The sequence below is a fragment of the Streptomyces sp. NPDC107538 genome, from assembly GCF_055657445.1.
The window spans coordinates 112,986-136,835 of sequence record NZ_JBVKAY010000014.1 but is presented as its reverse complement, the minus strand read 5'-3'; the positions used below and the strand labels follow the sequence as shown (position 1 = coordinate 136,835).

Genomic DNA, 23,850 nt, shown 5'->3' with positions numbered 1-23,850 from the left:
TCAGTCATGGACCGCCGCATTTTCGGGCTGGAGAACGAGTACGGCGTCACGTGCACGTTCAGGGGACAGCGCCGTCTGTCTCCTGACGAGGTGGCGCGGTACCTCTTCCGCCGTGTCGTGTCATGGGGCCGCAGCAGCAATGTGTTTCTGCGGAACGGGGCCCGCCTCTATCTCGACGTGGGCTCACATCCGGAATACGCGACACCCGAATGTGACAACGTGACCGAACTCGTCACTCACGACAAGGCCGGCGAGCGCATTCTCGAAGGACTGCTGGTCGACGCCGAACGCCGCCTGCACGAGGAGGGAATCGCGGGCGACGTCTACCTCTTCAAGAACAACACGGACTCCGCGGGCAACTCCTACGGTTGCCACGAGAACTATCTGGTGGCCCGGCACGGGGAGTTCTCCCGGCTCGCGGACATCCTGATTCCGTTCCTGGTCACCCGTCAGCTGCTGTGCGGCGCGGGCAAGGTGCTGCAGACCCCGCGTGGTGCGGTGTACTGCGTGAGCCAGCGCGCGGAGCACATCTGGGAGGGCGTCAGCTCGGCGACCACCCGCTCCCGGCCGATCATCAACACCCGCGACGAGCCGCACGCGGACGCCGAGCGGTACCGCCGTCTCCACGTCATCGTGGGCGACTCGAACATGTCCGAGACGACCATGCTGCTCAAGGTCGGTGCCACCGACCTGGTGCTGCGCATGATCGAGGCGGGCACGGTCATGCGTGACCTCACTTTGGAGAACCCGATCCGGGCGATCCGCGAGGTCAGCCATGACATCACCGGCCGTCGCAAGGTGCGGCTGGCCAGCGGCCGGGAGGCCTCCGCGCTGGAGGTGCAGCGCGAGTACTACGAGAAGGCCGTGGACTTCGTCGAGCGCCGCGGCATCCGTACGGGCACCGTCGAGCAGGTCCTGGAGCTGTGGGGCCGCACGCTGGACTCGATCGAGGCGGAGGACCTCGACCGGATCGGCACCGAAATCGACTGGGTGATGAAGTACAAGCTCATCGAGCGGTACCGCGCCAAGCACAACATGACCATGTCGCACCCGCGGGTCGCGCAGATAGACCTCGCGTATCACGACATCCACCGCCGTCGCGGCCTGTACTACCTGTTGGAGAGGAAAGGCCAAGCCACCCGTATCTGCAATGACTTGAAGATCTTCGAGGGCAAGTCGGTTCCGCCGCAGACCACTCGGGCGCGGTTGCGCGGTGACTTCATCCGGCGCGCACAGGAACAGCGCCGGGATTTCACGGTCGACTGGGTGCATCTCAAGCTCAACGACCAGGCACAACGCACGGTGTTGTGCAAGGACCCGTTCCGTTCCGTGGACGACCGGGTGGAGAAGCTCATCGCGGGAATGTGAGCCGGAATGTTCCGGGCCTGATTGTCGGAACGCAACGCGGGGCGCCGTACGTTTGCCGTACGGCGCCCTTCTCACGCCGTAGAGTTGCGCGCACGCCATCCGACAAGATCGACCGATACGAGGCCTTCACCGTGCGCCGACGCTCCCTCCTCATCGCCGTCCCCGCTGGACTGGTCACGCTCGCCGCCTGTGGTGACGGTGAGTCCGACTCGGCCAAGGCCAGCAGCAGCCCATCCGCGTCGGCGAGCGCGGCGAAGCCGCCGAAGATCGTGGACGGTCCGCTGCCGGCGATCACGGACGGGGTGAAGTTCGACGAGAAGCCGACCATCGCGAAGGGCAGCGGCGATCCGTCGAAGGACCTGGCGGTGAAGACGGTCATCGCGGGCAGCGGGCAGACGATCGCCGAGGGCGACTACATCCAGGCGAACTACCTGGGGCAGATCTGGTCCACGGCGAAGGTCTTCGACAACTCCTACGACCGCAAGACACCGCTGGTCATCCAGCTCTCCCCGCAGGGCATCATCGACGGCTGGCGATACGCCCTGACCGGCAAGAAGGCCGGCAGCCGGGTCCAGATGGCCGTGCCGCCGACCTGGGGCTACGGCAAGGACGGGAACGCGCAGGCGGGGATCAAGGGCACCGACACCCTGGTCTTCGTCGTCGATGTGCAGAACACCTTCAACGCCAAGAGCTCGGCGAAGGGCACGAAGGTCGCGCAGGACAACGTGGACCTGCCGAAGGTGGGCACCAACACCGACGGCAAGGCGCCCTCCATCGAGGTGCCGAAGGTGGACCCGCCGACCAAGCTGGTCGCCAACTACATCATCGAGGGCGACGGCCCCGAGGTCGGCGCCGACGACAGCCTGCTGGTGCAGTACAAGGGCGTGCTGTGGGAGAACGGCAAGGAGTTCGACTCCTCCTACAGCCGGGAGGCGCTCAGCTCCTTCGGGCTGCAGCAGGTCGTCAAGGGCTGGTCGCAGGGCATGACCGGCAAGAAGGTGGGCAGTCGCCTTCTCATCGTGATCCCGCCCGAGCTGGGCTACGGGGACACGCCGCCGAGCGGCAGCGACATCAAGAAGGACTCCGTGATGGTGTTCACCGTGGACATCCTCGCCAAGATGTAGCACCCCGGGCCGGGATGCGAGACTGTCCGGCGTTGCCCCGTACATATACGTGTACATAGACAAAGCAGGAGCCTGAAGACGTGAGCATTGAGAAGCCCGAGATCGACTTCCCCGAGGGTGAGCCGCCGGCGGACCTGGCGATCAAGGACATCTGGGAGGGCGACGGCGAGGTGGCCCAGAAGGGTCAGACCGTCACCGTGCACTACGTGGGTGTGTCCTTCTCCACCGGTGAGGAGTTCGACGCCAGCTGGAACCGTGGGCAGCCGTTCCGTTTCCCGCTCGGTGGCGGTCGTGTCATCAAGGGCTGGGACCAGGGCGTGCAGGGCATGAAGGTCGGTGGCCGTCGTCAGCTGACGATCCCGGCCCACCTCGCCTACGGCAACCAGAGCCCCACCCCGGCGATCAAGGCCGGCGAGACGCTGATCTTCGTCGTGGACCTGCTCGGGGTCTGATCTGTCGGAAGCCGTGTCAGGGGCGATCGGTCCGTGACCGGTCCTGACTGTTCGGGGTCCATGCCTGTTCGGGCATGGACCCTCGGCTTTTGCCGCGACGCTTCGTAGCGGTACGGTCGTGCCGCGGAAACACCCGGAGGAAGGGCGTCGATGGCCATTGCCAAGGCCGAGCGGTTGATGAACCTGGCGCTGTGTCTGCTGGGGACGCGCCGGCCGCTCAGCAAGCGTGAGCTGAGGGAGTCCATCGAGGCCTATCTCGAAGCCGGTTCCGACGACTCCTTCAACCGCATGTTCGAGCGCGACAAGGACGATCTGCGCGAACTCGGTCTGGTCATCGAGACGGTGGAGAACCTCGACGGCGAGGTCGGCTATCTGGCCCGCCGCGACAGCAACAGCCTGCCGCCCATCACCCTGGACGCCGAGGAGGCCGCGGCCCTCGGGCTCGCCGCGAAGGTCTGGCAGCAGGCCCGCTTCGCCGGGGCCGCGAGCGGTGCCCTGCAGAAGCTGCGCGCGGCCGGGCTGCCCGAGGACGTCGACCCGTACGAGGCCCATGGCGCCCTGGAGCCGCGCATCCCGGTGCACGAGGCCGCCTTCGAGCCCCTGATGCTGGCCTGCCGCGACCGGCGGCCGGTCGTGTTCGAGTACCGCAAGGCGACCGCCGCGCGCCCGGAGCCCCGCCATGTGGAGCCGTGGGCGCTGGAGTGCTGGCGCGGTCACTGGTACCTGGCCGGTTACGACCGGGACCGGGGCGCCGAGCGGGTCTTCCGGCTCTCCCGGATCACCGGCAGGGTTCGCAGCCGGGGTGCCGCCTTCACCGCCGAGGTCCCGGACGTCGTCACCGTCCGGGAGACGGTCGCCGGCTGGGCCGGGGAGACCGCCGACCGCTCCGCGCTGATCCGGCTGCGCTCCGGCGCCGGCTACCCGCTGCGGGCGAAGGCCTCGGCCGTACGGGAACTCGGGGACGGCTGGGACGAGTTGGAGATTCCGTACGGGCACGGTCTGGATGCCTGGCTGGTGGAGTTCGGGCCCGATGTGGTGGTCCTGGAGCCCGCCGAGCTGCGGGCCGATGTGGTGGACCGGCTGCGTGCCGTGGCCAAGGGTTGAGGGGGACGTAAGAACGTGGTGGGAAAACCGGCCCGGCCGGCGAACGCCATCGACCAGACCCGGCGGATGCTCTCCCTGGTGACCTATCTGCGGGAGCGGCCCGGCGCGCGGATCGAGGACGTCGCCCGTGCCTTCGGGATCACCGAGGACGAGCTGGTCTCGGACCTCGATGTGCTGCCCATGTGCGGGACCAGCTTCCGCGGCGGTGATCTGCTCGACATCGACACCGACGGCGAGCGCATCTGGTGGCACAACCCGGCGGCCCTCGGCGCGGAGGCCGCCGAGCCGCTCCGGCTCGCCGCCGACGAGGCCACCGCCCTGCTGGTGGCCGCCCGCGCGGTCGCCACGCTGCCGGGGCTGCGCGAGAGCGACCGGCAGGCCCTGGTGCGGGCCACCGCCAAGGTCGAGGGCGCGGCCGGGGACGCGGCGGGCGCCAGCTCACGGCTGTCGGTCACCTTCGAGGCCGAGGGCGGCGTCTTCGCGGACGTCGACCGGGCGATCTCGGAGCGGCGACGGCTGTGGATCCGCTACTACTCGCCCGCCCGGGACGAGGTCACCGAGCGCGAGATCGACCCGATCCGGCTGGTCAGCGTGGGTCACACCTATGTCGAGGCCTGGTGCCGCCGCTCCGAGGCCCGGCGTACGTTCCGGCTGGACCGGGTCGCCGAGATCAAGATCCTCGACGAGCCGTCCGCGCCGCCCGAGATCGAGCTGCGGGACCTGTCGGAGGCGCTGGTGCAGCCCGCGGCCGAGGACCCCGAGGTCGTCGTCGAGGTGGGCCCCGGCGGGCGCTGGGTCGCGGAGTACTACCCGCACGACAGCGCCGAGGAGCTGCCGGACGGTGGGCTGCGCATCAGCCTGCGCACCCCCGACCCCGCCTCGCTGCGGCGCCTGGCGCTGCGGCTCGGGCGCGACGGCCGGATCGTCTCCCCGCAGGACCTCGCCGACAGCGCCCGCCGGGCGGCCCGCGAGGCGCTGGCGGCCTATGACGAGGCCGGGTCGGCGAGACCGTGACGTGCCGCCCGCCGGCGCGGTCCTGGTGACGGCGGAGCGTGGCAGCGGCAGATCGTGGCAGCGGCAGATCGTGACGCGTACTACCGGAAGAGGGAGATACGAGGGCTGTGAGCGGCGGGTCGGTTGTGTCGGGCGTACCGGGCGTATCGGGTGTGACGGGTGTCTCGGGCGTGGCATCCGGCGTGAAGGCCGGTGTGCAGGAGATCCAGGAGATGACCGTCGCGGTCGCCTTCGCGGGGATGAAGAAGGCGGTCGACGTGGTGTTCAGGGCCGGCTGCCCCGACTGCCGGGCCAACTTCGAGCTGGGCGCGAGCGCGCTGCGGCTGGCCATCGGCGCCAGCAGCAAGACCACCTTCTACTCCTTCACCTGCCCCGAGTGCGGCACCGCCGTCCGCAAGCCGGCCGGCGAGCGGATCGTCGAGCTGCTGACCGGGGGCGGGGTAAGAACGCTGCGACTGCATTCGGCGGGCTAGGCCGGGGTTAGGGTCGGCGCATGTTCTGGGCGATGTTCGCGGTGGCTGTGGGTTTCGTGGGGCTGGTCGTGCTCGGGGTGCTCGCCGTGCGGGTCTTTCTGGAGGCCCAGCGGCTGGGTGCGCAGGTCACGGAGTCGGCCCGGAGGATCAACCGGGCGGCGGAGGAGCTGGAGCGGGCGACGGCGAGCGCGGCCCGCTCTGTGGACGCTCTGTGAGTTCCCGCCGAGGCCCCTGTGACTTGACCGGCGAGTGCGTTTTGCGCCACTTCGCCCTGTCCCCCTCTCACCTTCGGCAGGTACGCTGCCTGTCGCGGCACGGAGAACGAGGCCCGGGTCGCGAATCGGGAGTACGCAGGGGGATTGCCTGACGTTCACCCCTGAGCGTTACGATCGCTGCCAGCACGATCGTTCGGACACCTGTCCGACCGGTCGGACGGCCCCCACCCGCCGCCTCGGTGAAGAAGGTAGACAGCTATGGGCAATCTCGGTCCCACCGAGATCATTCTGATCCTCGTCGTGGTCATCCTGCTGTTCGGTGCGAAGAAGCTGCCGGACATGGCGCGTTCGCTGGGCAAGTCCGCCCGCATCCTCAAGAGCGAGGCCAAGGCCATGAAGTCCGACGGCCAGGACGACACCCCCGCGGCGGCCGCGCCCCCGCACCAGAACACCGAGACTCCCGCGCAGCGCACCATCCAGGCCGCCCCCGGTGACGTGACCAGCTCCCGCCCGGTCGCCGAGCCGACGGACACCACCCAGCGCTGACGCAAGGCCGGACCAGACTTCCGGCCTGCCGCACGAGATGAGGACGTGGGTTGCTCAAGTCTGCCCGCAAGACGGAGAAGGACAAGGATCCCGAGGGGCGGATGCCCCTCGCGGAGCACCTGCGCGAGCTGCGAAACCGCCTTGTCAAGAGCCTGCTGGCCATCGTCGTCACGACGGTCGTCGCGGTGTTGTTCTACAAGAACATCATCCAGTTCTTCACGGATCCCATCCTCCAGGCGGTGGGATGCCAACACAGCTTCGCCGAGCTGGCGAAGGACACCAGCACGGTCAAGTGCGCGCGCATCGTGCAGAACGGTCTGCTGAGCCCGTTCACGCTCGCTCTCACGGTCTCGCTGTCATCGGGCGTGGTACTCGCCGCCCCGGTCTGGCTGTACCAGCTCTGGGCGTTCATCGCGCCGGGTCTGCACCGCAACGAGAAGAAGTACAGCCTCGGGTTCGTGGCGGCGGGCTTCCCGCTGTTCCTCATGGGCTCGTACTTCGCCTACTGGTCGTTGCCCAAGATGGCCTCGGTCATGCTGCAGTTCTCGATCATCGGAAGCGACAACCAGCTGCCGCTCGATGATCTGCTGAACCTGATCATGCGGATGATCGTCGTCTTCGGTCTCTCCTTCGAGTTGCCGCTGCTGCTCGTGATGCTGAACTTCGGCGGGGTCCTCTCCGGCAAGAAGATGTTCGGCTGGTGGCGGGGCATGATCATCGGCATCACGCTCTTCGCGGCGATCGCCACGCCGAGTACCGACCCCATCTCGATGATGGCGCTGGCCGGCCCCATCTGGGTCCTGTACTTCTGCGCCTGTGGCGTCGCGCTGACCAACGACCGGCGCCGGGCCCGCGTCGAGGCGATGAAGCCCGACGACGACGAGGCCTCCGAGCTGGATCTCACCCCCGAGGACATCGGCGAGATCGAGTCCGTCTCGGCGAGCCGGGCACTGCCGTCACCGTCACCGTCGCCGGAGAGCGAACGCGACCGGATCAACGGCTACGACGACGTCACGTAGAACTCCGTCGACCACGAAAAAAGCTGGGGGCCTACCGTCGTACCGGTAGGCCCCCAGCCTTGTGTGCGGAGCCGCTGTCTAGATTTCCCCCGAGCCCTGCAGCTGGGTCGTGCCGCCGCCCGTTCCGTCGTTGTTGATGTCCCAGTCGATGGTGCCGTCGGCGGTCCAGCCACCGGTCGTGGTGCTGTGGAAGGTCGTGGTCGAGAAACCGCGGTTGCCGGACTGAGCGAAGTTGGTCGCTTCGGCCCAGTCGGCGCCGGCGCTCCGCTTGACGTCGTCGTTCCGCTCAAGGCGCAGATTGACCTTGAGCTTGTCCATGCCGGTGCTGAGACCGCCACCGCCGTCGGACCAGCGGAACCTGACAGTGGCCTTGTAGTCGTTGCCCGACGTCCTGCTCACACACAGGTCGACGTACACGTCGAGGTTCGCGCCTATGGTGTCGTAGGTCTTGTGCTGCTCGCCTGTGCACTTGTTGGCCGCGGCGGCCGAGGCCGGCGAGGGAACGGCGACGAGGCCGATCATGGCAAGGCCCAGAGCGGCACCGGTCGTTGCTGCGCGCGTGGTCAAACGCTTCAAGTGGAACTCCCCGAAGAAAATGAACGGCATGCGACGGAGTGGTCACTTTCTGTCGCATGGCGATGATCGTCATTCATGAACGTAACCTGTCAACGCTGGATCATGAAAGTGATTAAGGGCGGGGCGTCGCGGCAGGGATCCGGATAATGATCGTCCTGTTGTCAGTGGGGCCCGGTACGCTCGAAAGCACGATGACAGAGGATCTCTCACCGGCCGAGCGGTACGCGGCAGCCCGTATGCGTGCTGCCGAGCAGGCCACCGCGCTCGCCGGATTCCGCGCGATGTACGACTTCGGTCTCGACCCCTTCCAGATCGAGGCCTGCCAGTCGCTGGAGGCGGGCAAGGGCGTCCTGGTGGCCGCCCCCACCGGCTCGGGCAAGACGATCGTCGGCGAGTTCGCCGTCCACCTTGCCCTGCAACAGGGCAAGAAGTGCTTCTACACGACCCCCATCAAGGCGCTGTCGAACCAGAAGTACGCCGATCTGTGCCGCCGGTACGGCGCCGACAAGGTCGGGCTGCTCACCGGTGACAACAGCGTCAACTCCGACGCCCCCGTGGTCGTGATGACCACCGAGGTGCTGCGGAACATGCTGTACGCGGGCTCCCAGACCCTCCTGGGCCTCGGCTATGTGGTCATGGACGAGGTGCACTACCTCTCCGACCGCTTCCGCGGGGCCGTCTGGGAAGAGGTGATCATCCACCTCCCCGAGTCGGTCACCCTCGTGTCGCTGTCGGCCACCGTGTCGAACGCCGAGGAGTTCGGCGACTGGCTGGACACCGTGCGCGGCGACACCGATGTGATCGTCTCCGAGCACCGGCCCGTACCGCTGTTCCAGCATGTGCTGGCCGGACGGCGGATGTACGACCTCTTCGAGGAGGGCGAGGGCAACAAGAAGGCCGTCAACCCCGATCTGACGAGGATGGCGCGGATGGAGGCGAGCCGGCCCTCCTTCCAGGACCGCCGGCGCGGCCGTGCCATGCGCGAGGCCGACCGTGAGCGCGAGCGTCGGCAGCGGTCGAGGATCTGGATCCCGAGCCGCCCCGAAGTCATCGAACGGCTCGACTCCGAAGGCCTGTTGCCGGCCATCACCTTCATCTTCAGCCGCGCCGCCTGCGAGGCCGCCGTCCAGCAGTGCCTGTACGCGGGCCTCCGCCTGAACGACGACGAGTCCCGGCACAAGGTGCGCGCCCTCGTCGAGGAGCGCACCGCCTCCATCCCGAACGAGGACCTCCATGTCCTCGGCTACTACGAGTGGTTGGAGGGCCTGGAGCGCGGTATCGCGGCCCATCACGCGGGCATGCTGCCGACGTTCAAGGAGGTCGTCGAGGAACTCTTCGTACGCGGCCTGGTCAAGGCCGTGTTCGCCACCGAGACCCTCGCGCTCGGCATCAACATGCCCGCCCGCTCGGTGGTGTTGGAGAAGCTCGTCAAGTGGAACGGCGAGCAGCACGCCGACATCACCCCCGGTGAGTACACCCAGCTGACGGGGCGTGCGGGCCGGCGCGGCATCGATGTCGAGGGCCACGCGGTGGTGCTGTGGCAGCGGGGGATGAACCCCGACCACCTCGCCGGACTCGCGGGTACCCGTACGTATCCGCTGCGCTCCAGCTTCAAGCCGTCGTACAACATGGCGGTCAACCTGGTGGAGCAGTTCGGGCGGCACCGCTCGCGGGAGCTGCTGGAGACCTCGTTCGCGCAGTTCCAGGCCGACAAGTCGGTCGTCGGGATCTCCCGGCAGGTGCAGCGTAACGAGGAGGGGCTGGAGGGCTATCAGGAGTCCATGACCTGCCACCTCGGGGACTTCGAGGAGTACGCGCGCCTGAGGCGGGAGCTGAAGGACCGCGAGACCGAGCTGGCGAAGCAGGGGGCCGCGCAGCGGCGCGCCGAGGCCGCCGTCGCGCTGGAGCGGCTCAAGCCGGGCGATGTCATCCATGTGCCGACGGGCAAGTACGCCGGTCTGGCGCTGGTGCTGGACCCGGGGCTGCCCGCCGGGCGGTCCAACGGCCATCGGGGCTTCGAGCAGCATGACGGGCCGCGTCCGCTGGTGCTGACCGCCGAGCGGCAGGTCAAGCGGCTGGCGTCGATGGACTTCCCGGTGCCGGTGGAGGCCCTGGAGCGGATGCGCATCCCGAAGTCCTTCAACCCGCGCTCGCCCCAGTCGCGCCGGGACCTGGCGTCGGCGCTGCGCACCAAGGCCGGGCATCTCGTGCCCGACCGGCACCGCAAGCGGAGAGCCGCCGCCGCGGACGACCGGGAGATCGCGCGGCTGCGTGCCGACCTGCGGGCGCATCCGTGCCATGGGTGCAACGACCGCGAGGACCACGCGCGGTGGGCCGAGCGGTACCACCGGCTCAAGCGGGACACCGCGCAGCTGGAGCGGCGGATCGAGGGGCGCACGAACACGATCGCGCGGACCTTCGACCGGATCGTCGCGCTGCTGACCGAACTGGACTATCTCCGGGGTGACGAGGTCACCGAGCACGGGAAGCGGCTCGCACGGCTGTACGGCGAGCTGGACCTGCTCGCCAGTGAGTGTCTGCGGGCCGGTGTGTGGGAGGGGCTCGGGCCGGCGGAGCTGGCTGCCTGTGTCTCCGCGCTCGTGTACGAGGCCCGGGTCGGCGACGACGCGATGGCGCCGAAGCTGCCGTCCGGGAACGCGAAGGCCGCGCTCGGGGAGATGGTGCGGATCTGGGGGCGGCTGGACGCGCTGGAGGAGGAGTTCCGGATCACGCAGAGCGAGGGGGTCGGGCAGCGGGAGCCCGATCTCGGCTTTGCCTGGGCCGCGTACATGTGGGCGTCCGGGTCGGGGCTGGACGAGGTGTTGCGGGAGGCGGAGATGCCGGCCGGGGATTTCGTGCGGTGGTGCAAGCAGGTGATCGATGTGCTCGGGCAGATCTCGGCGGCGGCGCCGGCCGGGTCGAGTGTGGGGAAGAGTGCGCGTAAGGGTGTGGAGGGGTTGTTGAGGGGGGTTGTGGCTTACTCCTCGGTGGGGTGAGGCTCCGCCGAGCGGTGAGGCTCCGCCGTGCGCGGGGGTGGGTGGGCGGGTTGTTCGGCGGGTGCGGGGCCGGTGGGGCTTCTCGCGCAGTTCCCCGCGCCCCTTAAAAGCGTGGGGCTTCTCGTGTGGTTCCCCGCGCCCCTTAAAAGCGTGGGGCTTCTCGTGTGGTTCCCCGCGCCTCTTGAAAGCGGGGGGCTTCTCGCGTGGTTCCCCGTGCCCCTGAAAGACACGAGCCTGTCCGTGTCCCGGGGTTCAGCGGGCCAGGTAGTGCCTCCAGCCGCCGTACTCCGTGATGTCCTCGGTGTTTCGTAGGGCTGAGGGTTCGCAGAGGAAGCCGGGGGTTCGGGTGCCGTCGGAGAGTTCGACGGAGCCCAGGGTCATGGGGTGGGGGAGGGTGGTCAGGAGGCGGCCCAGGCCTTCGGCGGGGAGGCGCCAGATCTCGGTCTCGATGGGGGCGCCGCCCTCGGACACGTGGACCAGGCCCGGCTTCGGCGGGGTCGTGCGGAGGGCGTGCAGGCGGTAGACGGGGGCCGTCGTGGTCGTACGCTCCAGCCGGGCGCCCAGGGACAGGAGTTGGGGGTTCAGGGGCTGGCCCGAGAGATGGGCGCCCACGACCGCCAGGCGGGCCTCCGGCTGGAGGAGCGCGGCGAGGCGGGCCAGGCGGTCGTCCGTGAAGGCCGGGCCGATCAGCATGACGCCGAACGGGAGGCCGTTCACCTCGCCCGCGGGGACGGCCACGGCCGCCAGGTCGAAGAGGTTCGTGGAGTTGGTGAAACGGCCCAGGCGGGCGTTGGCGCCCAGCGGGTCGGCGGCCACCTCGGCCAGCGTGGGGTGGCCCGGTGCCGTCGGCAGCAACAGGGCGTCCGCGTCGGCCAGTTCGGTGAGCGCCCGGCCGCGGAGTTCCGCCAGGCGGTCCTGGTCGGCGAAGAGCTGGTGGGCCGGGATGTCACGGGCGCGGGTGATGATGCCGGCGACCGTGGGGTCCAGGGAGTCCACGCCGTCCGCGATGGCCTTGTCGACGAAGGCTCCGACGGCCGTGTACCGCTCGGCCACGAACGAGCCCTGGTAGAGCATGGCCGCGGCCTCGGTGAACGGGGTCAGGTCCAGGGGGCGTACGTCCGCGCCCGCGGCCCTCAGGCGGGCCACGGCCGTCTCGTACGCCTCCGCCCAGCCCTCGTCCAGTTCGCCCAGCTGCTCGCGCGGGGGGACCGCGACGCGCCAGGGGCCCGGGGCGCGCTGGGGGAGGGGCGGGAGCGGGCGGTCGGGTGGGGACGCCATGTGGGCGAGGGCCTGTTCGGCCTCCGGGAGGGTGCGGGCGAACACCGTGACGCAGTCGATCGAGGCGCAGGCCGGGACCACGCCGGTGGTGGGGACCAGGCCCCGGGTGGGCTTCAGGCCGACGATGCCGTTGAAGGCGGCGGGGATTCTGCCGGAGCCGGCTGTGTCGGTGCCCAGGGCGAAGTCGACGATGCCGAGCGCCACCGCCACGGCCGAGCCGGAGCTGGAGCCGCCGCTGATGCGGGACGGGTCGAGGGCGTTGCGGACGGCGCCGTGGGGGGAGCGGGTGCCGACCAGGCCTGTGGCGAACTGGTCCAGGTTGGTGGTGCCGAGGAGGAGGGCGCCGGCCTTGCGGAGGCGGGCGACCGCCGGGGCGTCGGACTCGGGGGTGTACGCGTAGGCGGGGCAGGCGGCGGTGGTGGGGAGGCCTTGGACGTCGATGTTGCCCTTGGCGGCGAAGAGGCGGGCGGCTAGGGGGAGGGGGGTGCCGGCGGCCAGTTGGGCGTCTATGGCTCTGGCTTCGGCTTCCACGTCGGGTTGGGGGCGTAGGTCGATCCAGATTTCGGGGCGGTTCGCGGCTTCGATGCGGGCGTAGGCCGTGCGGACTCTGGTGAGTGTGGGAGTGGGGGGTTGTTGGGGCATCTGGGCTCCTGGGTGGGTGGGTGGTCGGGTGTGGGTGCGTGGGATTTCTTTCGCCCCCGCCGCCCCTACCCGTCCCATCCCTTAGGGGCTGTGCCCCTATGACCCCCTTGGGCGCCTTATGGGGTGGGGGGTTTGGGGACTTGTGCGGGTGCGGGTTCGTGGGGGTTCTCGCGCCGTTCCTCGCGCCCCTAAGGGGTGGGGGGCGGGGTCAGGAGGATCAGGGGGGTGCCTGGGGCTATCTGGGTGCCTGGGGTGGTCAGGATTTGGGTGATCGTGCCGTTTGTGGGGGCGGTGATGTGGGACTCCATTTTCATGGCTTCCAGGGTCAGGAGGGGCTGGCCGGGGGTGACGTGGTCGCCTGGGCGTACGTGTACCTGCCAGACCGAGGCGGTGAACTCGGCTTCGATCAGGTGGCTGCCCTCGGGGACGTGGATCTCCGGTGGGGCGGGTGGGGGCGCGGGGGTCGTGTCGGCGCGGGTGAACTCGCCCGCCGCCTCCCAGGCCGCCCGCTCCCCGGCGAAGGCGGTCTGCTGCCTGGTCCTGAACTCGGCTATGGAGTCGGCGTGTTCGGAGAGGAACGTGGCGTACTCGGCCAGGGAGAAGGTGCCCTCCTCCACGCGGGGGACGAAGCGGCCCGCGATGATGTCCGCGCGCAGGGACAGGAGTTCGTCGGCCTCCACCGGGTACCACCTGATCCGGTCGAAGAAGCGCAGCAGCCACGGGGAGCCGGGCTCGAAGGCGCCCCGCTGCTGCCAGGGGGACCAGACCTGGGTGGTGCGGCCGACGAACTGGTAGCCCCCGGGCCCCTCCATGCCGTAGACGCAGAGGTAGGCGCCGCCGATGCCGACCGAGTTCTCCGCCGTCCAGGTGCGGGCCGGGTTGTACTTCGTGGTCACCAGGCGGTGGCGGGGGTCCAGCGGGGTCGCCACCGGGGCGCCCAGGTAGACGTCGCCGAGGCCCAGGACCAGGTACTCGGCGGCGAAGACCGTGTCGTACACCTCGGCCACCGTGTCCAGGCCGTTGACGCGGCGGATGAACTCGATGTTCCAGGGGCACCAGGGCGCGTCGTCGCGGACGCCCGCCATGTAGCGGGCGATGGCCTCGCGGGTCGCCGGGTCGTCCCAGGAGAGGGGGAGGTGGATCGTGCGGGACGGGACGACCAGTTCGTCCGTGGGCGGGAGGGACGCCACGATCCGGCGTACCGCCGTGAGGAGTTCGGGCTGGGGGAGCAGCGCCGGGTCCGTCTGGATCTGGAGGGAGCGGATGCCCGGGGTGAGGTCGGTGACGCCGTCGAGGCGCGCTTCCGTCACGGCCTCCATGAGGGCGTGGACGCGCATGCGCAGGGCCAGGTCGAGGTGCATGGGGCCGAACTCGATCAGGAGGTTGTCGTCGCCGCTGCGGCGGTACGTGACGTCGCCGTCCCGGGCCAGGACGCCGCCGTCGGCGATCGCGGGGCGCGGGGAGCCGTCGTCCGCGACCGGGACGAAGCGGACCGTGTCGCCGGGGCGCAGCTGGCCGAGCTTCCAGCGTTCGTGGGAGACGACCGTGGCCGGGCAGACGAAGCCGCCTAGGGAGGGGCCGTCGGGGCCGAGCAGGACCGGCATGTCGCCGGTGTAGTCGACGGCGCCGACCGAGTACGGGGTGTCGTGGATGTTGGAGGGGTGCAGGCCGGCCTCGCCGCCGTCGGTGCGGGCCCAGCGGGGCTTGGGGCCGACCAGGCGTACGCCGGTGCGGGCCGAGTTGAAGTGGACCTTCCAGTCGGCCGCGTAGAACTCGTGGACGTCCTCCTCGGTGAAGAACTCCGGTGCCGCGTGCGGGCCTTCGAGGGCGGCCAGCCGCCAGGGGGAGGAGAAGAGCGGGCGGGTCTCCGGCGGGACGGGGGCGCCCGCGTCCGTGACCGTGCCGCCGTGCAGAACGTCGCCCGTGCGCAGGGCCCGGCCGCCGTGGCCGCCGAATCGGCCCAGGGTGAAGGTGGCCGCGCTGCCGAGGAAGGCGGGGACGTCCAGGCCGCCGCCCGCGAGGAGGACGTAGGTGCGCAGGCCGTGTTCGACGGGGGCGCCGACGGCGAGGACCGCTCCGGCGGGGAGCGTCACCGGCTCCCACTGCGCGACCGGTGAGCCGTCCACGGTCACCGGGGCGGGGGCGCCCGTCACACAGACCGTGGTGGCGTGGCTGAAGCGGAGAGACGGGCCCTGGAGCGTGCATTCCAGGCCGGGGGCGCCCTCGGGGTTGCCGAGCGCCCGGTTGCCGAGGCGGAAGGACAGGTCGTCCATCGGGCCGCAGGGCGGGACGCCGACCTGCCAGTGGCCTCTGCGGCCGGGCCAGTCCTGGACGGTGGTGAGGGTGCCGCCGGAGACGACCTCGATCCGGGGCGTCGGGTCGGTGACGGTCGCGAGGGTGGCCGTGGAGTGCGTGGCCCGCCGGAATGCCTCGTCGGCGAGGGCGGCGCGGACCAGGCCCAGGTTCGTCTCGATGCCGTCGATCCGGGTGCTCGTAAGGGCCGCGTCCAGCCGGGACAGGGCCTGGGCGCGGTCGGAGCCGTGCGCGACGACCTTGGCGAGCAGCGGGTCGTACGACGTGGTGACCTCGGTGCCCGTCTCCACCCAGCCGTCGACGCGGACGCCCTCCGGGAACTCGACCCGGGTCAACAGGCCCCCGCTCGGCCGGTGTTCACGTGAGGGGTCCTCGGCGTAGACGCGGGCCTCGACGGCGTGGCCGTGGGGTTGGCCCGGGGCCCGGACGACCGCCGAGTCGCCGCGCGCCAGGCGGAGCATCCAGGCGACGAGGTCGACGCCGTAGATCTCCTCGGTGACCGGGTGTTCGACCTGGAGGCGGGTGTTGACCTCCAGGAAGTACGCCTCCTCGCGGGCCGCGTCGTACACGAACTCGACGGTCCCGGCGGAGCGGTACTCGACGCTCGCGCACAGATCGCGGGCGGCGGCGGTGAGCCGGGCGCGGACGTGGTCGGGGAGGCCGGGGGCCGGGGCCTCCTCGACGACCTTCTGGTTGCGGCGCTGGAGGGTGCAGTCGCGGTCGCCGAAGGTGACCACGAGGCCGTCGCCGTCGCCGAAGACCTGTACCTCGACATGGCGGGCCTGTTCGACGAGGCGTTCGAGGTAGACGCCGGAGGTGGAGAAGGAGGCGGTGGCGACGCGCTGCACCCGGTCCCAGGCCTCGGTCAGTTCGGCGGCGGATCGACATGCCGACATACCGATTCCGCCGCCTCCGCCGGTGGCCTTGAGCATCACCGGGTAGCCGATGGCCGCGGCCCGGCCGAGGGCCTCGTCCAGGGAGGCGAGCAGGTCGGTGCCGGGGAGGAGGGGGACGCCCGCGGCCTCGGCGGCGGCCCGTGCGGTGTGCTTCGCGCCGAACATCTCCAACTGGTCGGGGGTCGGCCCGACGAAGACGAGGTCCGCGTCCTCGCAGCGGCGGGCGAAGGCCGCGTCCTCGGAGAGGAAGCCGTAGCCGGGGTGCACCGCGCCCGCACCCGAGTCCTTGGCGGCCTTCAGGATCAGATCCGCGTCGAGGTACGACTCCTTCGCGGGCGCCGGGCCGAGCCGTACCGCCTCGTCGGCGAGGCGGACGTGGGCGGCGGCGCGGTCGGCGTCGGAGTACACCGCGACCGTGCGCAGGCCCAGTTCACGGGCGGTGCGGATGATCCGGACGGCGATCTCGCCCCGGTTGGCGACCAGCAGGGTGTCGAAGGTCATGCGCCGGCTCCGGGGGTCGTCACGCTGTCGCTGGGCGTCTCTTCTCCGGTGATCGTGACTTCGACGGGTGTCGGGTCGAAGCCGTTGCACGGGTTGTTGATCTGGGGGCAGTTGGAGATCAGGACCAGTACGTCGCGCTCGGCGCGGAGGGTGAGGGCGAGGCCCGGCGCGGAGATGCCGTCGACGATGCCGAGGGTGCCGTCCTTCTCTACGGGGACGTTCATGTACCAGTTGATGTTCGACACGAGGTCGCGCTTGCCGAGGCCGTGTTTCGTGCCCTCCGCGAGGAAGTTGTCCACACAGGCGTGCTGCGACCAGGTGTGGTGCCCGTACCGCAGGGTGTTCGACTCCTTGGAGCAGGCGCCGCCGACCGTGTCGTGGCGGCCCACGTCGTCGGCGGTCACGGTCATCAGCGGGGTGTGCTCGTTCGACATCAGCACACTGCCGGTGGTGAGGAAGATGCCGCCCTGCGCGTGGATGGTGTCGGGCGCGCTGTAGCGGACGGCGGTGTCGTGGGCGTCGTACACGAGGAAGTCGACGGCCTGGTTGCCGCGCAGATCGGTGAGGGTGAGGGACTCGCCGGCGCGGATCACCGACGACCAGGCGGCGCGGGCCGGGATCACGGTCGTCGTCGTGCTCATGCGTGCCCCCGCGAGGTGAGGAATTCGGCGGTGTTCAGGAAGGCGCGGCGGCCCTCGGGCGTGGCCTCCCAGAGGGGGTCGCCGGGGCGGGTCGGATCGGCGCGCCAGGCCAGCACCTCCAGCGGGGTGCTGGTGTAGTCGGGGCGGGGGTCGGCCGGGTGCGGGACATTGGCGATCAGTACGGTCACGTCCTGCTCGGCGCGCAGGGTCACGGCGGCGCCGGGGCCGGCGGAGCCGGTGAAGTCGAGGGTGCCGTCCTCGCGTACCGCCACGCCCTGGAAGAAGGAGAGGGAGGGCGGGAGGTCACGGGGTTCGAGGCCGTTCTTGGCGGCGGCCAGCTTGAACAGCTCGCGTCCGGCGGGGGAGCGGGACTGCGGGGTGCCGTCCCCGTACCGCGCGGTGTTGCGGACGAGGGTGGAGGTGCCGCACAGGGCGTCGTGGCGGCCGGAGGTGTCCGCGACCACCGAGGCGAGGACACGGCCCTGGTCGGACAGGAGCAGGACGCCCTCGCCCAGGTAGGCGTTCCACTGGACCTTGACGGTGTCCGCGACGTTCAGCCGCTCCCAGGGGCGGTCGGCGTGGTGCAGGAGCAGATGCGCGCAGGCGTCGCCGTGCGGATCGGTGAGCCGGAACTCGGTGCCCCGGGCCAGTACCCGGTGGGTGTAGTTGCCGCCCGCCACCGTCTCGGCCCAAACCAGCCGTGCGGCCTCCTGGGGCGGGGCGGGCCAGTCGCTCGCGGGCACCACGGGCATGGCCTCGGTCCGGGTGCCCTCCTGTGCGCGGGCGTGGTCACGTGCTCCGTACGTCGTCGATGTCGCCATCGCGGGACCTCCGGGTGCGGCGTGTATTTCTGTCGTGCGACAGAAATTAGAAGCGGGGCGCGTCGGTGCCATGTCCCTTGCGTTGCGGGGCAGTTACCGACCTCTCACGATGGTCGTGCCTCGCCGGGGGCGGGGTGAACCGTGCGAACGGTCACAGCGGGCGGGGTGGTGGGCGGGGCGCTGGGCGGGCAGGTGGACGGGCCGGCGGACGGCTGGGGGGCGGGGGTGGTCGGTCACGGTGGGTGCTCGGGTGGCGTGTGCGAGGATCGGGGCATGGGAAGTGCGGGTGGCGCCGGTGGGCGGCGGGTCGGCAGGCCCCGGGCCGAAGGGCGGCCGGAGAGCGGACTGTCGTCCCGTGACGAACTGCTCGCCGCCGCGGCCGAGTTGTTCACGACGCGGGGGTACGCGGCCACCACCACCCGGGCCGTCGCCGAGCGCGCCGGTATGCGGCAGGCGACCATGTACCACTACGTCTCCGGCAAGGAGGAGCTGCTCGCCGAGCTGCTGGAGTCCACGGTCACGCCGTCGCTGGCGTACGCCCGCGAACTCCTCGCCCGGGACGGCGTCCGCGCCGAGGAGCGGCTGCGGGAGCTGTGCCGCGCCGATGTCGCGCTCCTGTGCGGCGGCCCGCACAACCTCGGCGGCCTCTACCTCCTCCCGGAGGTCCGCGCCGAACGCTTCGCCGGCTTCCACGCCGTACGGGCCGAACTGAAGGACGCGTACCGGCAGTTGATCGCCGCGACCGACGTGGGTGGGGCGCTCGCCAAGAGAGAGCTGGATCTGCGGACGGATCTGGTCTTCGGGCTGATCGAGGGCGTCATCCTCGTCCACCGCTCCGACCCCGACCGCCCCGTCTCGGCGTTCGCCGAGGCTACGGCGGGCGCCGCGCTGCGCATCGTCGGCGTCTGAGGGGAGCCCCTTCGGGCCGCCGTCCGCGGCGCCGATTCACCCTGTCAAGAGGCCGACTTCGTACGCCCGTTCGCGATTACCCGGCGTGTGCGAATGGCGCCCCAGCGTGTAAATGACCAGAGCGTACTCCTGTCGCGAGGGTGATTTCAGTCGGTTGCTGAATATGACACAGCGATGATCCGGTCGGACTAAGCTCGCCCGCAGCGCACCGAGTTGAGATGTATTCGGGCGCTTGTTCCAAAAAATACCGAAGATCCAGTTTGATTCAGCCGAACCGTCTTTAGAGGGCATACATGGTGAGTGTTCAATCGCCTCCCGGTGGCCGTGAACTTTCCTACGCGCGTGTGCTGCCGCTACCGGCGATACTGATGGCCGCGGCGACCGGAACCACCGTCTCCCTGGTGACGGGGTCGGCCCGGCTCGCCGTCGGCTTGTGCGGAACCGTCGCGACGCTGCTGCTGATCACGGTCGCCGTCGTCGCGCTGCGCGGCGGCCGTCGTACGGTCCGCGAACTGCGCGCCGAACAGCAGCGCCAAACCGCCTTCCTCGAACAGCGGATCATCGCCCACGACCAGGAATTCACCCGGCTGGGCAAGGAGATCCTGCCCGCCGCGATGTACCGGCTGCGCGGTGGAGAATCCCCCGGAGAGGTGATTCGTCACGTCGTCGACGGTGACGCGGAGTGGCGTGAACTTCCCGATTCACAGCGGGACTTGCTGCGCACCGTGCTCACCGTCATCGACCGCGAGGAGGCGATCCGCGACTCCTCGCAGCGGTCGTTCGTCAACATCGCCCGCCGCGTCCAGGCCATCGTCCACCAGCAGAACAACGAACTCCGCGAGATGGAGGAGGACCACGGGCGCAACCCCGAGGTCTTCGACGACCTGCTGCGCATCGACCACGGCACCGCGCTGATCGGCCGCCTCGCCGACTCCATCGCCGTCATCGGCGGCAGCCCCCCCGGCCGTGTCTGGTCCCGGCCGGTCCCGCTGTACAGCGTGCTGCGCGGCGCCATGTCCCGGATCCTGGAGTACCGCCGCATCGAGCTCGAATCGATCGCCAAGGTCAACGTCAACGGCGTCTCCGTCGAACCGGTCATCCACGCCTGCGCCGAACTCCTCGACAACGCCACCCGCTACTCGCCGCCCCACACCAAGGTGCACGTCACCGCCGTGGAGGTGCAGACCGGTATCGCCATCGAGATCGAGGACGGCGGCATCAGCCTCAGCGAGGAGAACCGCGCCAAGATCGAGGACATGCTCGCCAAGGCGCAGCAGGGCGTGGACATCCAGGAGATGGGCGACACCCCGCGCCTCGGCCTCGCCGTCGTGGGCCGTCTGTCGACCATGTACAAGATGCACATCTCGCTGCGGCCCTCCGCCTACGGCGGCGTCCGTGCCGTCGTCGTCGTACCGCGCGACATGCTCACCGACGAGCCCGCACCGGGCTTCGCGCACGGCATCGGCGCCAGCGCCGGGACGATCATCAACAACGGCGGTGTCGAGGGCCCCAACCGCAAGCCCAAGCGTCGCCGCCCGACCACCGGACCGCGGATCCCGAGCTCCGCGGAGGAGATGAGCCGGGAGGACATGGACGACGACGACGTCCCCGTCGTCACCGAGTGGACCGCCAACGGCCTGCCGCAGCGCCGCAGCCGCAACAAGATCCCGCTCAGCCAGCGCTACGCCGAGGCCGCCGCCGCGGAGGCCGCGGCCGAGGCCGCCATGGCCGCAGCCCCCGTGTGGCAGCCGGAGCCCGAACCCGAGAAGGAGCTGCCCCCGCCGGGCATGTGGGTGGAGGCGTTCATGGCCGGGCTCAAGGCCGACCCCGACCCGAACGCCTTCCGGGACCACCCGGACGACCCGCCGCGCACCGCACGCACCGCGAACACCGAGCCGGCCCGCACCGAGGCCGACGACGAGGGGGACCTCAAGTGACCCAGCCACGAGCCAACTTCGACTGGCTGCTGAAGGATCTGGCCGACGGCGTACCCGGCATCCAGCAGATCGTGGTGCTCTCCGCCGACGGCCTGCGGATCGCCCGCTACGGCGGTGACCCGGACGCCGCCGACCGGGTCGCCGCGGCCTGCGCGGGACTGCAGAGCCTGGCGGGCGCCGTGGCCGACGAGATCCCGCACAGCGACGGCCGTATGCGGATGGTCATCATCGAGATCAACGGCGGCAACTTCTATCTGATGGCCGCCGGCTCGAACGCCTATCTCGCGGTGCTCGCCAACGGCGTCGCCGAACCCGGCCTGATGAGCAACCGTATGCGCGACCTCGTCGACCGGATCGGCTCCCACCTCACCAGTCCGCCGCGGCGGAACGGGCAGACCGTATGACGCCTCCGCAACGCCGGCGGCGTCACCCCAAGCGCGAGCCGTCGCCCCCGCCGCCTCCCCCGCTCCCGCCGGCCGAGGGCGACGCCCCCACCGGAGAATCGAACACGCGCGCTCCCGAGCGGCTCTACATCATCACCGGTGAGGACGGAGAGCGCGCCCCGATCGACCTCGTCACGTTAATCGTGGCGCGCGCCGAGCCCCCGCCGTCCGCCGCTCCGGAGCAGTCGGCGCTGCTCCGGATCTGCCAGGCACCCCTGTCCGTGGCCGAGATCTCGGCCTATCTCAACCTGCCGATCAGCGTGGTGACCGTCCTGCTCACCGAGCTGCTGACGGCCGAACTGGTACAGGCGCGCGCACCGGTCGTCCGGCAGGCGCGGGCAGACCGTTCCCTCCTCGAAGCGGTGATGCATGGACTTCAAAAGCTCTGACACCATCACGGGTCCACGGACCGAGGACCACCTCCCGCACACCGCGCAGGCCGCGGCGAAGATCGTGATCGTGGGCGGTTTCGGCGTCGGCAAGACGACCATGGTGGGGTCCGTCAGCGAGATCAGGCCGCTGACGACCGAGGAGACCATGACGCAGGCCGGCATCGGGGTCGACGACAACTTCGGCTCCAAGTCCAAGACCGCCACCACCGTGGCCATGGACTTCGGCCGGATCAGCATCACGGACGAGCTGGTCCTCTACCTGTTCGGCACCCCCGGGCAGGAGCGCTTCTGGTTCCTGTGGAACGGCCTGTTCGAGGGAGCCCTCGGCGCGGTCGTCCTGGTCGACACCCGTCGGCTGGAGGTCAGCTTCGACGTCATGGGGCGCCTGGAGGAGCGCGGGGTGCCCTTCGTCGTGGCGGTCAACGACTTCTCGGACGCGCCCCGTTACGCCATCGAGGAACTGCGGCAGGCGCTCGACCTCGCCGCCGAGATCCCGATCATCCGCTGCGACGCACGCCGCCGGGCGTCCAGCCGGGACGTCCTGATGACCCTCATGACCTTCCTGCACTCCCTGGCGATCTCGGGAGCGGCGGCCACGGGGGCGGCGGCCTCGGGGGCGGCGTCGGCCTGACCCACGCCCGCCCCCTCACACCCTTTCAGACACCGGATCCAAGTCATGTCGGACAACGGATCCACCTCAGTTCGGAGCGATCACCGTGACGCCTGAATCACACGCCCTGACCGGCACGGACGACCCCACCCTCGCCCCGCCCCCCGGCTGCCCCGCCCACGGCACGGCACCCGGCGGCCTCCGCCGCCTGTACGGCCCCGAGGCGGAGGACCTGGGAGCCGTCTACGAGAAACTCCGCGCGGAACACGGCCCGGTGGCCCCCGCCCTCCTCCATGACGATGTGCCGATCTGGGTGGTGCTCGGGCATGGCGAGAACATGCATATGGTGAGTACGCCGTCGCAGTACTCCCGGGACACCCGGCTCTGGAACAAGCTCCAGGACGGCACGTTCAAGGCGGACAACCCGCTGATGCCGCACATCGCCTGGCAGCCCATCTGCTGTCATGCCGAGGGCGACGAACATCTTCGGCTGCGCGGCGCGGTCACCGGCGCCATGTCGACCATCAACTTCCGGGGCATCCGCCGCAGCATCAACCGCTACACCCAGCAGCTCGTCAACGAGTTCTGCGAGGAGGGCGAGGCGGATCTTGTCAGCCAGTTCGCCGAGCACCTGCCGATGGCGGTGATGTGCGAGATCCTCGGCATGCCCGACGAGTACAACGACCGGATCGTGCACGCGGCCCGCGACATGCTCAAGGGCACCGAGACGGCGATCGCCAGCAACGCCTACATCATGGAAGCCCTCATGCGGCTCACCGCCCAGCGGAGGGCCGAGCCGCAGGAGGACTTCACCAGTCATCTGATCAACCACCCGGCGCGGCTGAACGACGAGGAGGTGGGCCAGCACCTGCGGGTCGTGCTCATCGCCGCGTACGAGGCCACCACCAACCTCCTCGCCAACGTACTGCGCGTGGTCCTCACCAACCCCGGGTTCCGCGCCCAGTTGAAGGGCGGCCAGATGACGGTGCCCGAGGCGGTCGAACAGTCCCTGTGGGACGAGCCGCCGTTCAGCACCCAGCTCGCCTACTTCGCCAAGCAGGACACGGAACTGGGAGGCCAGCGCGTCCGCAAGGGCGACGGACTGCTCTTCGGTATCGCCCCGGGCAACATCGACCCGCGCGTACGGCCCGACCTCACCGCGAACATGCAGGGCAACCGGTCCCACCTCGCCTTCGGCGGCGGCCCGCACGAGTGCCCGGGCCAGGACACCGGCCGCGCCATCGCCGATGTCGGCGTCGACGCACTGCTGTCGCGTCTTCCGGACATCCAGCTCGACTGTGAGGAACACGAACTGCGCTGGCGGGCGTCGATCTCGACCCGTCATCTGGTCAGGCTCCCGGTGCGCTTCGAGCCGAAGGACAAGGAAGACCTGGAACAGTCCTTCGGCCGCCCGGTGCCGTCCCAGCGTGGGGGCTGCCCGATGCCGACGCCGAGCCCGTCACACGGGGCCGCCCCCGCCGCGTCCGAGCCCACACAGCCGGCGGCGACAGGGGGCGAACCGGTCACGCGACCCGGCCTGCTGCGCCGAGTGGTGCGCTGGTTGATCGGCCGCTAGCGAT

General features: G+C 70.2%; 21 protein-coding genes. 16 read left to right on the top strand and 5 right to left on the bottom strand.

Translation table 11 applies throughout. The features are described from left to right. Positions 1–6: 6 nt before the first annotated feature. The 9 genes from pafA (at position 7) to tatC (ending at position 7,315) form a co-directional block, all read left to right on the top strand. Positions 7–1,368: a Pup--protein ligase gene (gene pafA, locus ACZ7MG_RS35230; protein WP_152167630.1), complete on the top strand. Its 1,362-nt coding sequence runs from the start codon at positions 7–9 to the stop codon at positions 1,366–1,368. Positions 1,369–1,499: 131 nt separating this feature from the next. Further along, complete coding sequence (locus ACZ7MG_RS35225) at positions 1,500–2,492, top strand: FKBP-type peptidyl-prolyl cis-trans isomerase (RefSeq protein ID WP_471389349.1); 993 nt, start codon at positions 1,500–1,502, stop codon at positions 2,490–2,492. Positions 2,493–2,572: 80 nt separating this feature from the next. After that, positions 2,573–2,944, top strand: a complete 372-nt coding sequence (locus ACZ7MG_RS35220; RefSeq protein ID WP_471389352.1) for an FKBP-type peptidyl-prolyl cis-trans isomerase — start codon at positions 2,573–2,575, stop codon at positions 2,942–2,944. Positions 2,945–3,094: 150 nt separating this feature from the next. After that, positions 3,095–4,048, top strand: coding sequence for a helix-turn-helix transcriptional regulator (locus ACZ7MG_RS35215; protein WP_471389354.1), 954 nt, complete (start codon positions 3,095–3,097; stop codon positions 4,046–4,048). 15 nt (positions 4,049–4,063) lie between these two features. After that, positions 4,064–5,062 (top strand): helix-turn-helix transcriptional regulator, encoded by a 999-nt coding sequence (locus ACZ7MG_RS35210; RefSeq protein WP_471389357.1) that lies wholly within the window; start codon positions 4,064–4,066, stop codon positions 5,060–5,062. Positions 5,063–5,274: 212 nt separating this feature from the next. Next, complete coding sequence (locus ACZ7MG_RS35205) at positions 5,275–5,535, top strand: hypothetical protein (protein ID WP_471389981.1); 261 nt, start codon at positions 5,275–5,277, stop codon at positions 5,533–5,535. Positions 5,536–5,555: 20 nt separating this feature from the next. Then, complete coding sequence (locus tag ACZ7MG_RS35200) at positions 5,556–5,750, top strand: hypothetical protein (RefSeq protein WP_336540050.1); 195 nt, start codon at positions 5,556–5,558, stop codon at positions 5,748–5,750. Positions 5,751–6,008: 258 nt separating this feature from the next. After that, positions 6,009–6,296, top strand: coding sequence for a Sec-independent protein translocase subunit TatA (gene tatA / locus ACZ7MG_RS35195; RefSeq protein WP_471389360.1), 288 nt, complete (start codon positions 6,009–6,011; stop codon positions 6,294–6,296). Positions 6,297–6,346: 50 nt separating this feature from the next. Continuing rightward, complete coding sequence (tatC, locus tag ACZ7MG_RS35190; RefSeq protein WP_471389363.1) at positions 6,347–7,315, top strand: twin-arginine translocase subunit TatC; 969 nt, start codon at positions 6,347–6,349, stop codon at positions 7,313–7,315. Between the two features lie 78 nt (positions 7,316–7,393). On the opposite strand, the gene ACZ7MG_RS35185 is transcribed toward tatC, so the two are convergent. After that, a complete protein-coding gene (locus tag ACZ7MG_RS35185; RefSeq protein ID WP_471389366.1) occupies positions 7,394–7,921 on the bottom strand; it encodes a hypothetical protein in 528 nt (175 codons plus the stop codon). Positions 7,922–8,037: 116 nt separating this feature from the next. Between ACZ7MG_RS35185 and ACZ7MG_RS35180 the strand changes: the two genes are divergently transcribed. Beyond that, positions 8,038–10,887: a DEAD/DEAH box helicase gene (locus tag ACZ7MG_RS35180; protein ID WP_471389369.1), complete on the top strand. Its 2,850-nt coding sequence runs from the start codon at positions 8,038–8,040 to the stop codon at positions 10,885–10,887. A gap of 252 nt (positions 10,888–11,139) precedes the next feature. Here the strand turns inward: ACZ7MG_RS35180 and atzF are convergent, their stop codons facing one another. From atzF to ACZ7MG_RS35160, 4 genes are all read right to left on the bottom strand, one after another. Further along, a complete protein-coding gene (gene atzF / locus ACZ7MG_RS35175) occupies positions 11,140–12,807 on the bottom strand; it encodes an allophanate hydrolase (RefSeq protein ID WP_471389372.1) in 1,668 nt (555 codons plus the stop codon). A 188-nt stretch (positions 12,808–12,995) separates the two neighbouring features. Next, on the bottom strand, positions 12,996–16,517 hold the full coding sequence (locus ACZ7MG_RS35170) for a 5-oxoprolinase/urea amidolyase family protein (RefSeq protein ID WP_471389375.1): 3,522 nt from the start codon (positions 16,515–16,517) through the stop codon (positions 12,996–12,998). Next, complete coding sequence (locus ACZ7MG_RS35165) at positions 16,514–17,158, bottom strand: urea amidolyase associated protein UAAP2 (RefSeq protein WP_471389377.1); 645 nt, start codon at positions 17,156–17,158, stop codon at positions 16,514–16,516. The genes ACZ7MG_RS35170 and ACZ7MG_RS35165 overlap by 4 nt, the downstream gene beginning before the upstream one ends. Beyond that, positions 17,155–17,979, bottom strand: a complete 825-nt coding sequence (locus tag ACZ7MG_RS35160) for an urea amidolyase associated protein UAAP1 (RefSeq protein ID WP_471389379.1) — start codon at positions 17,977–17,979, stop codon at positions 17,155–17,157. The genes ACZ7MG_RS35165 and ACZ7MG_RS35160 overlap by 4 nt, the downstream gene beginning before the upstream one ends. A 273-nt stretch (positions 17,980–18,252) precedes the next feature. Here ACZ7MG_RS35160 and ACZ7MG_RS35155 point away from each other — a divergent pair, with 273 nt between their 5' ends. From ACZ7MG_RS35155 to ACZ7MG_RS35130, 6 genes are all read left to right on the top strand, one after another. Beyond that, on the top strand, positions 18,253–18,888 hold the full coding sequence (locus ACZ7MG_RS35155) for a TetR/AcrR family transcriptional regulator (RefSeq protein WP_471389382.1): 636 nt from the start codon (positions 18,253–18,255) through the stop codon (positions 18,886–18,888). 293 nt (positions 18,889–19,181) lie between these two features. Further along, positions 19,182–20,825, top strand: a complete 1,644-nt coding sequence (locus ACZ7MG_RS35150) for a sensor histidine kinase (RefSeq protein WP_471389384.1) — start codon at positions 19,182–19,184, stop codon at positions 20,823–20,825. After that, positions 20,822–21,229: a roadblock/LC7 domain-containing protein gene (locus ACZ7MG_RS35145; protein ID WP_152167615.1), complete on the top strand. Its 408-nt coding sequence runs from the start codon at positions 20,822–20,824 to the stop codon at positions 21,227–21,229. The genes ACZ7MG_RS35150 and ACZ7MG_RS35145 overlap by 4 nt, the downstream gene beginning before the upstream one ends. Beyond that, a complete protein-coding gene (locus ACZ7MG_RS35140) occupies positions 21,226–21,657 on the top strand; it encodes a DUF742 domain-containing protein (RefSeq protein ID WP_471389386.1) in 432 nt (143 codons plus the stop codon). The genes ACZ7MG_RS35145 and ACZ7MG_RS35140 overlap by 4 nt, the downstream gene beginning before the upstream one ends. Then, the gene (locus ACZ7MG_RS35135) at positions 21,638–22,291 is read left to right on the top strand and encodes a GTP-binding protein (protein ID WP_471389389.1); all 654 of its coding nucleotides are present in this window, start codon (positions 21,638–21,640) and stop codon (positions 22,289–22,291) included. Before ACZ7MG_RS35140 ends, ACZ7MG_RS35135 begins: the two co-directional genes overlap by 20 nt. An 85-nt stretch (positions 22,292–22,376) precedes the next feature. Continuing rightward, entirely contained in the window at positions 22,377–23,846 is a 1,470-nt protein-coding gene (locus tag ACZ7MG_RS35130) for a cytochrome P450 (protein ID WP_471389392.1), read from the top strand. Positions 23,847–23,850 lie beyond the last annotated feature (4 nt).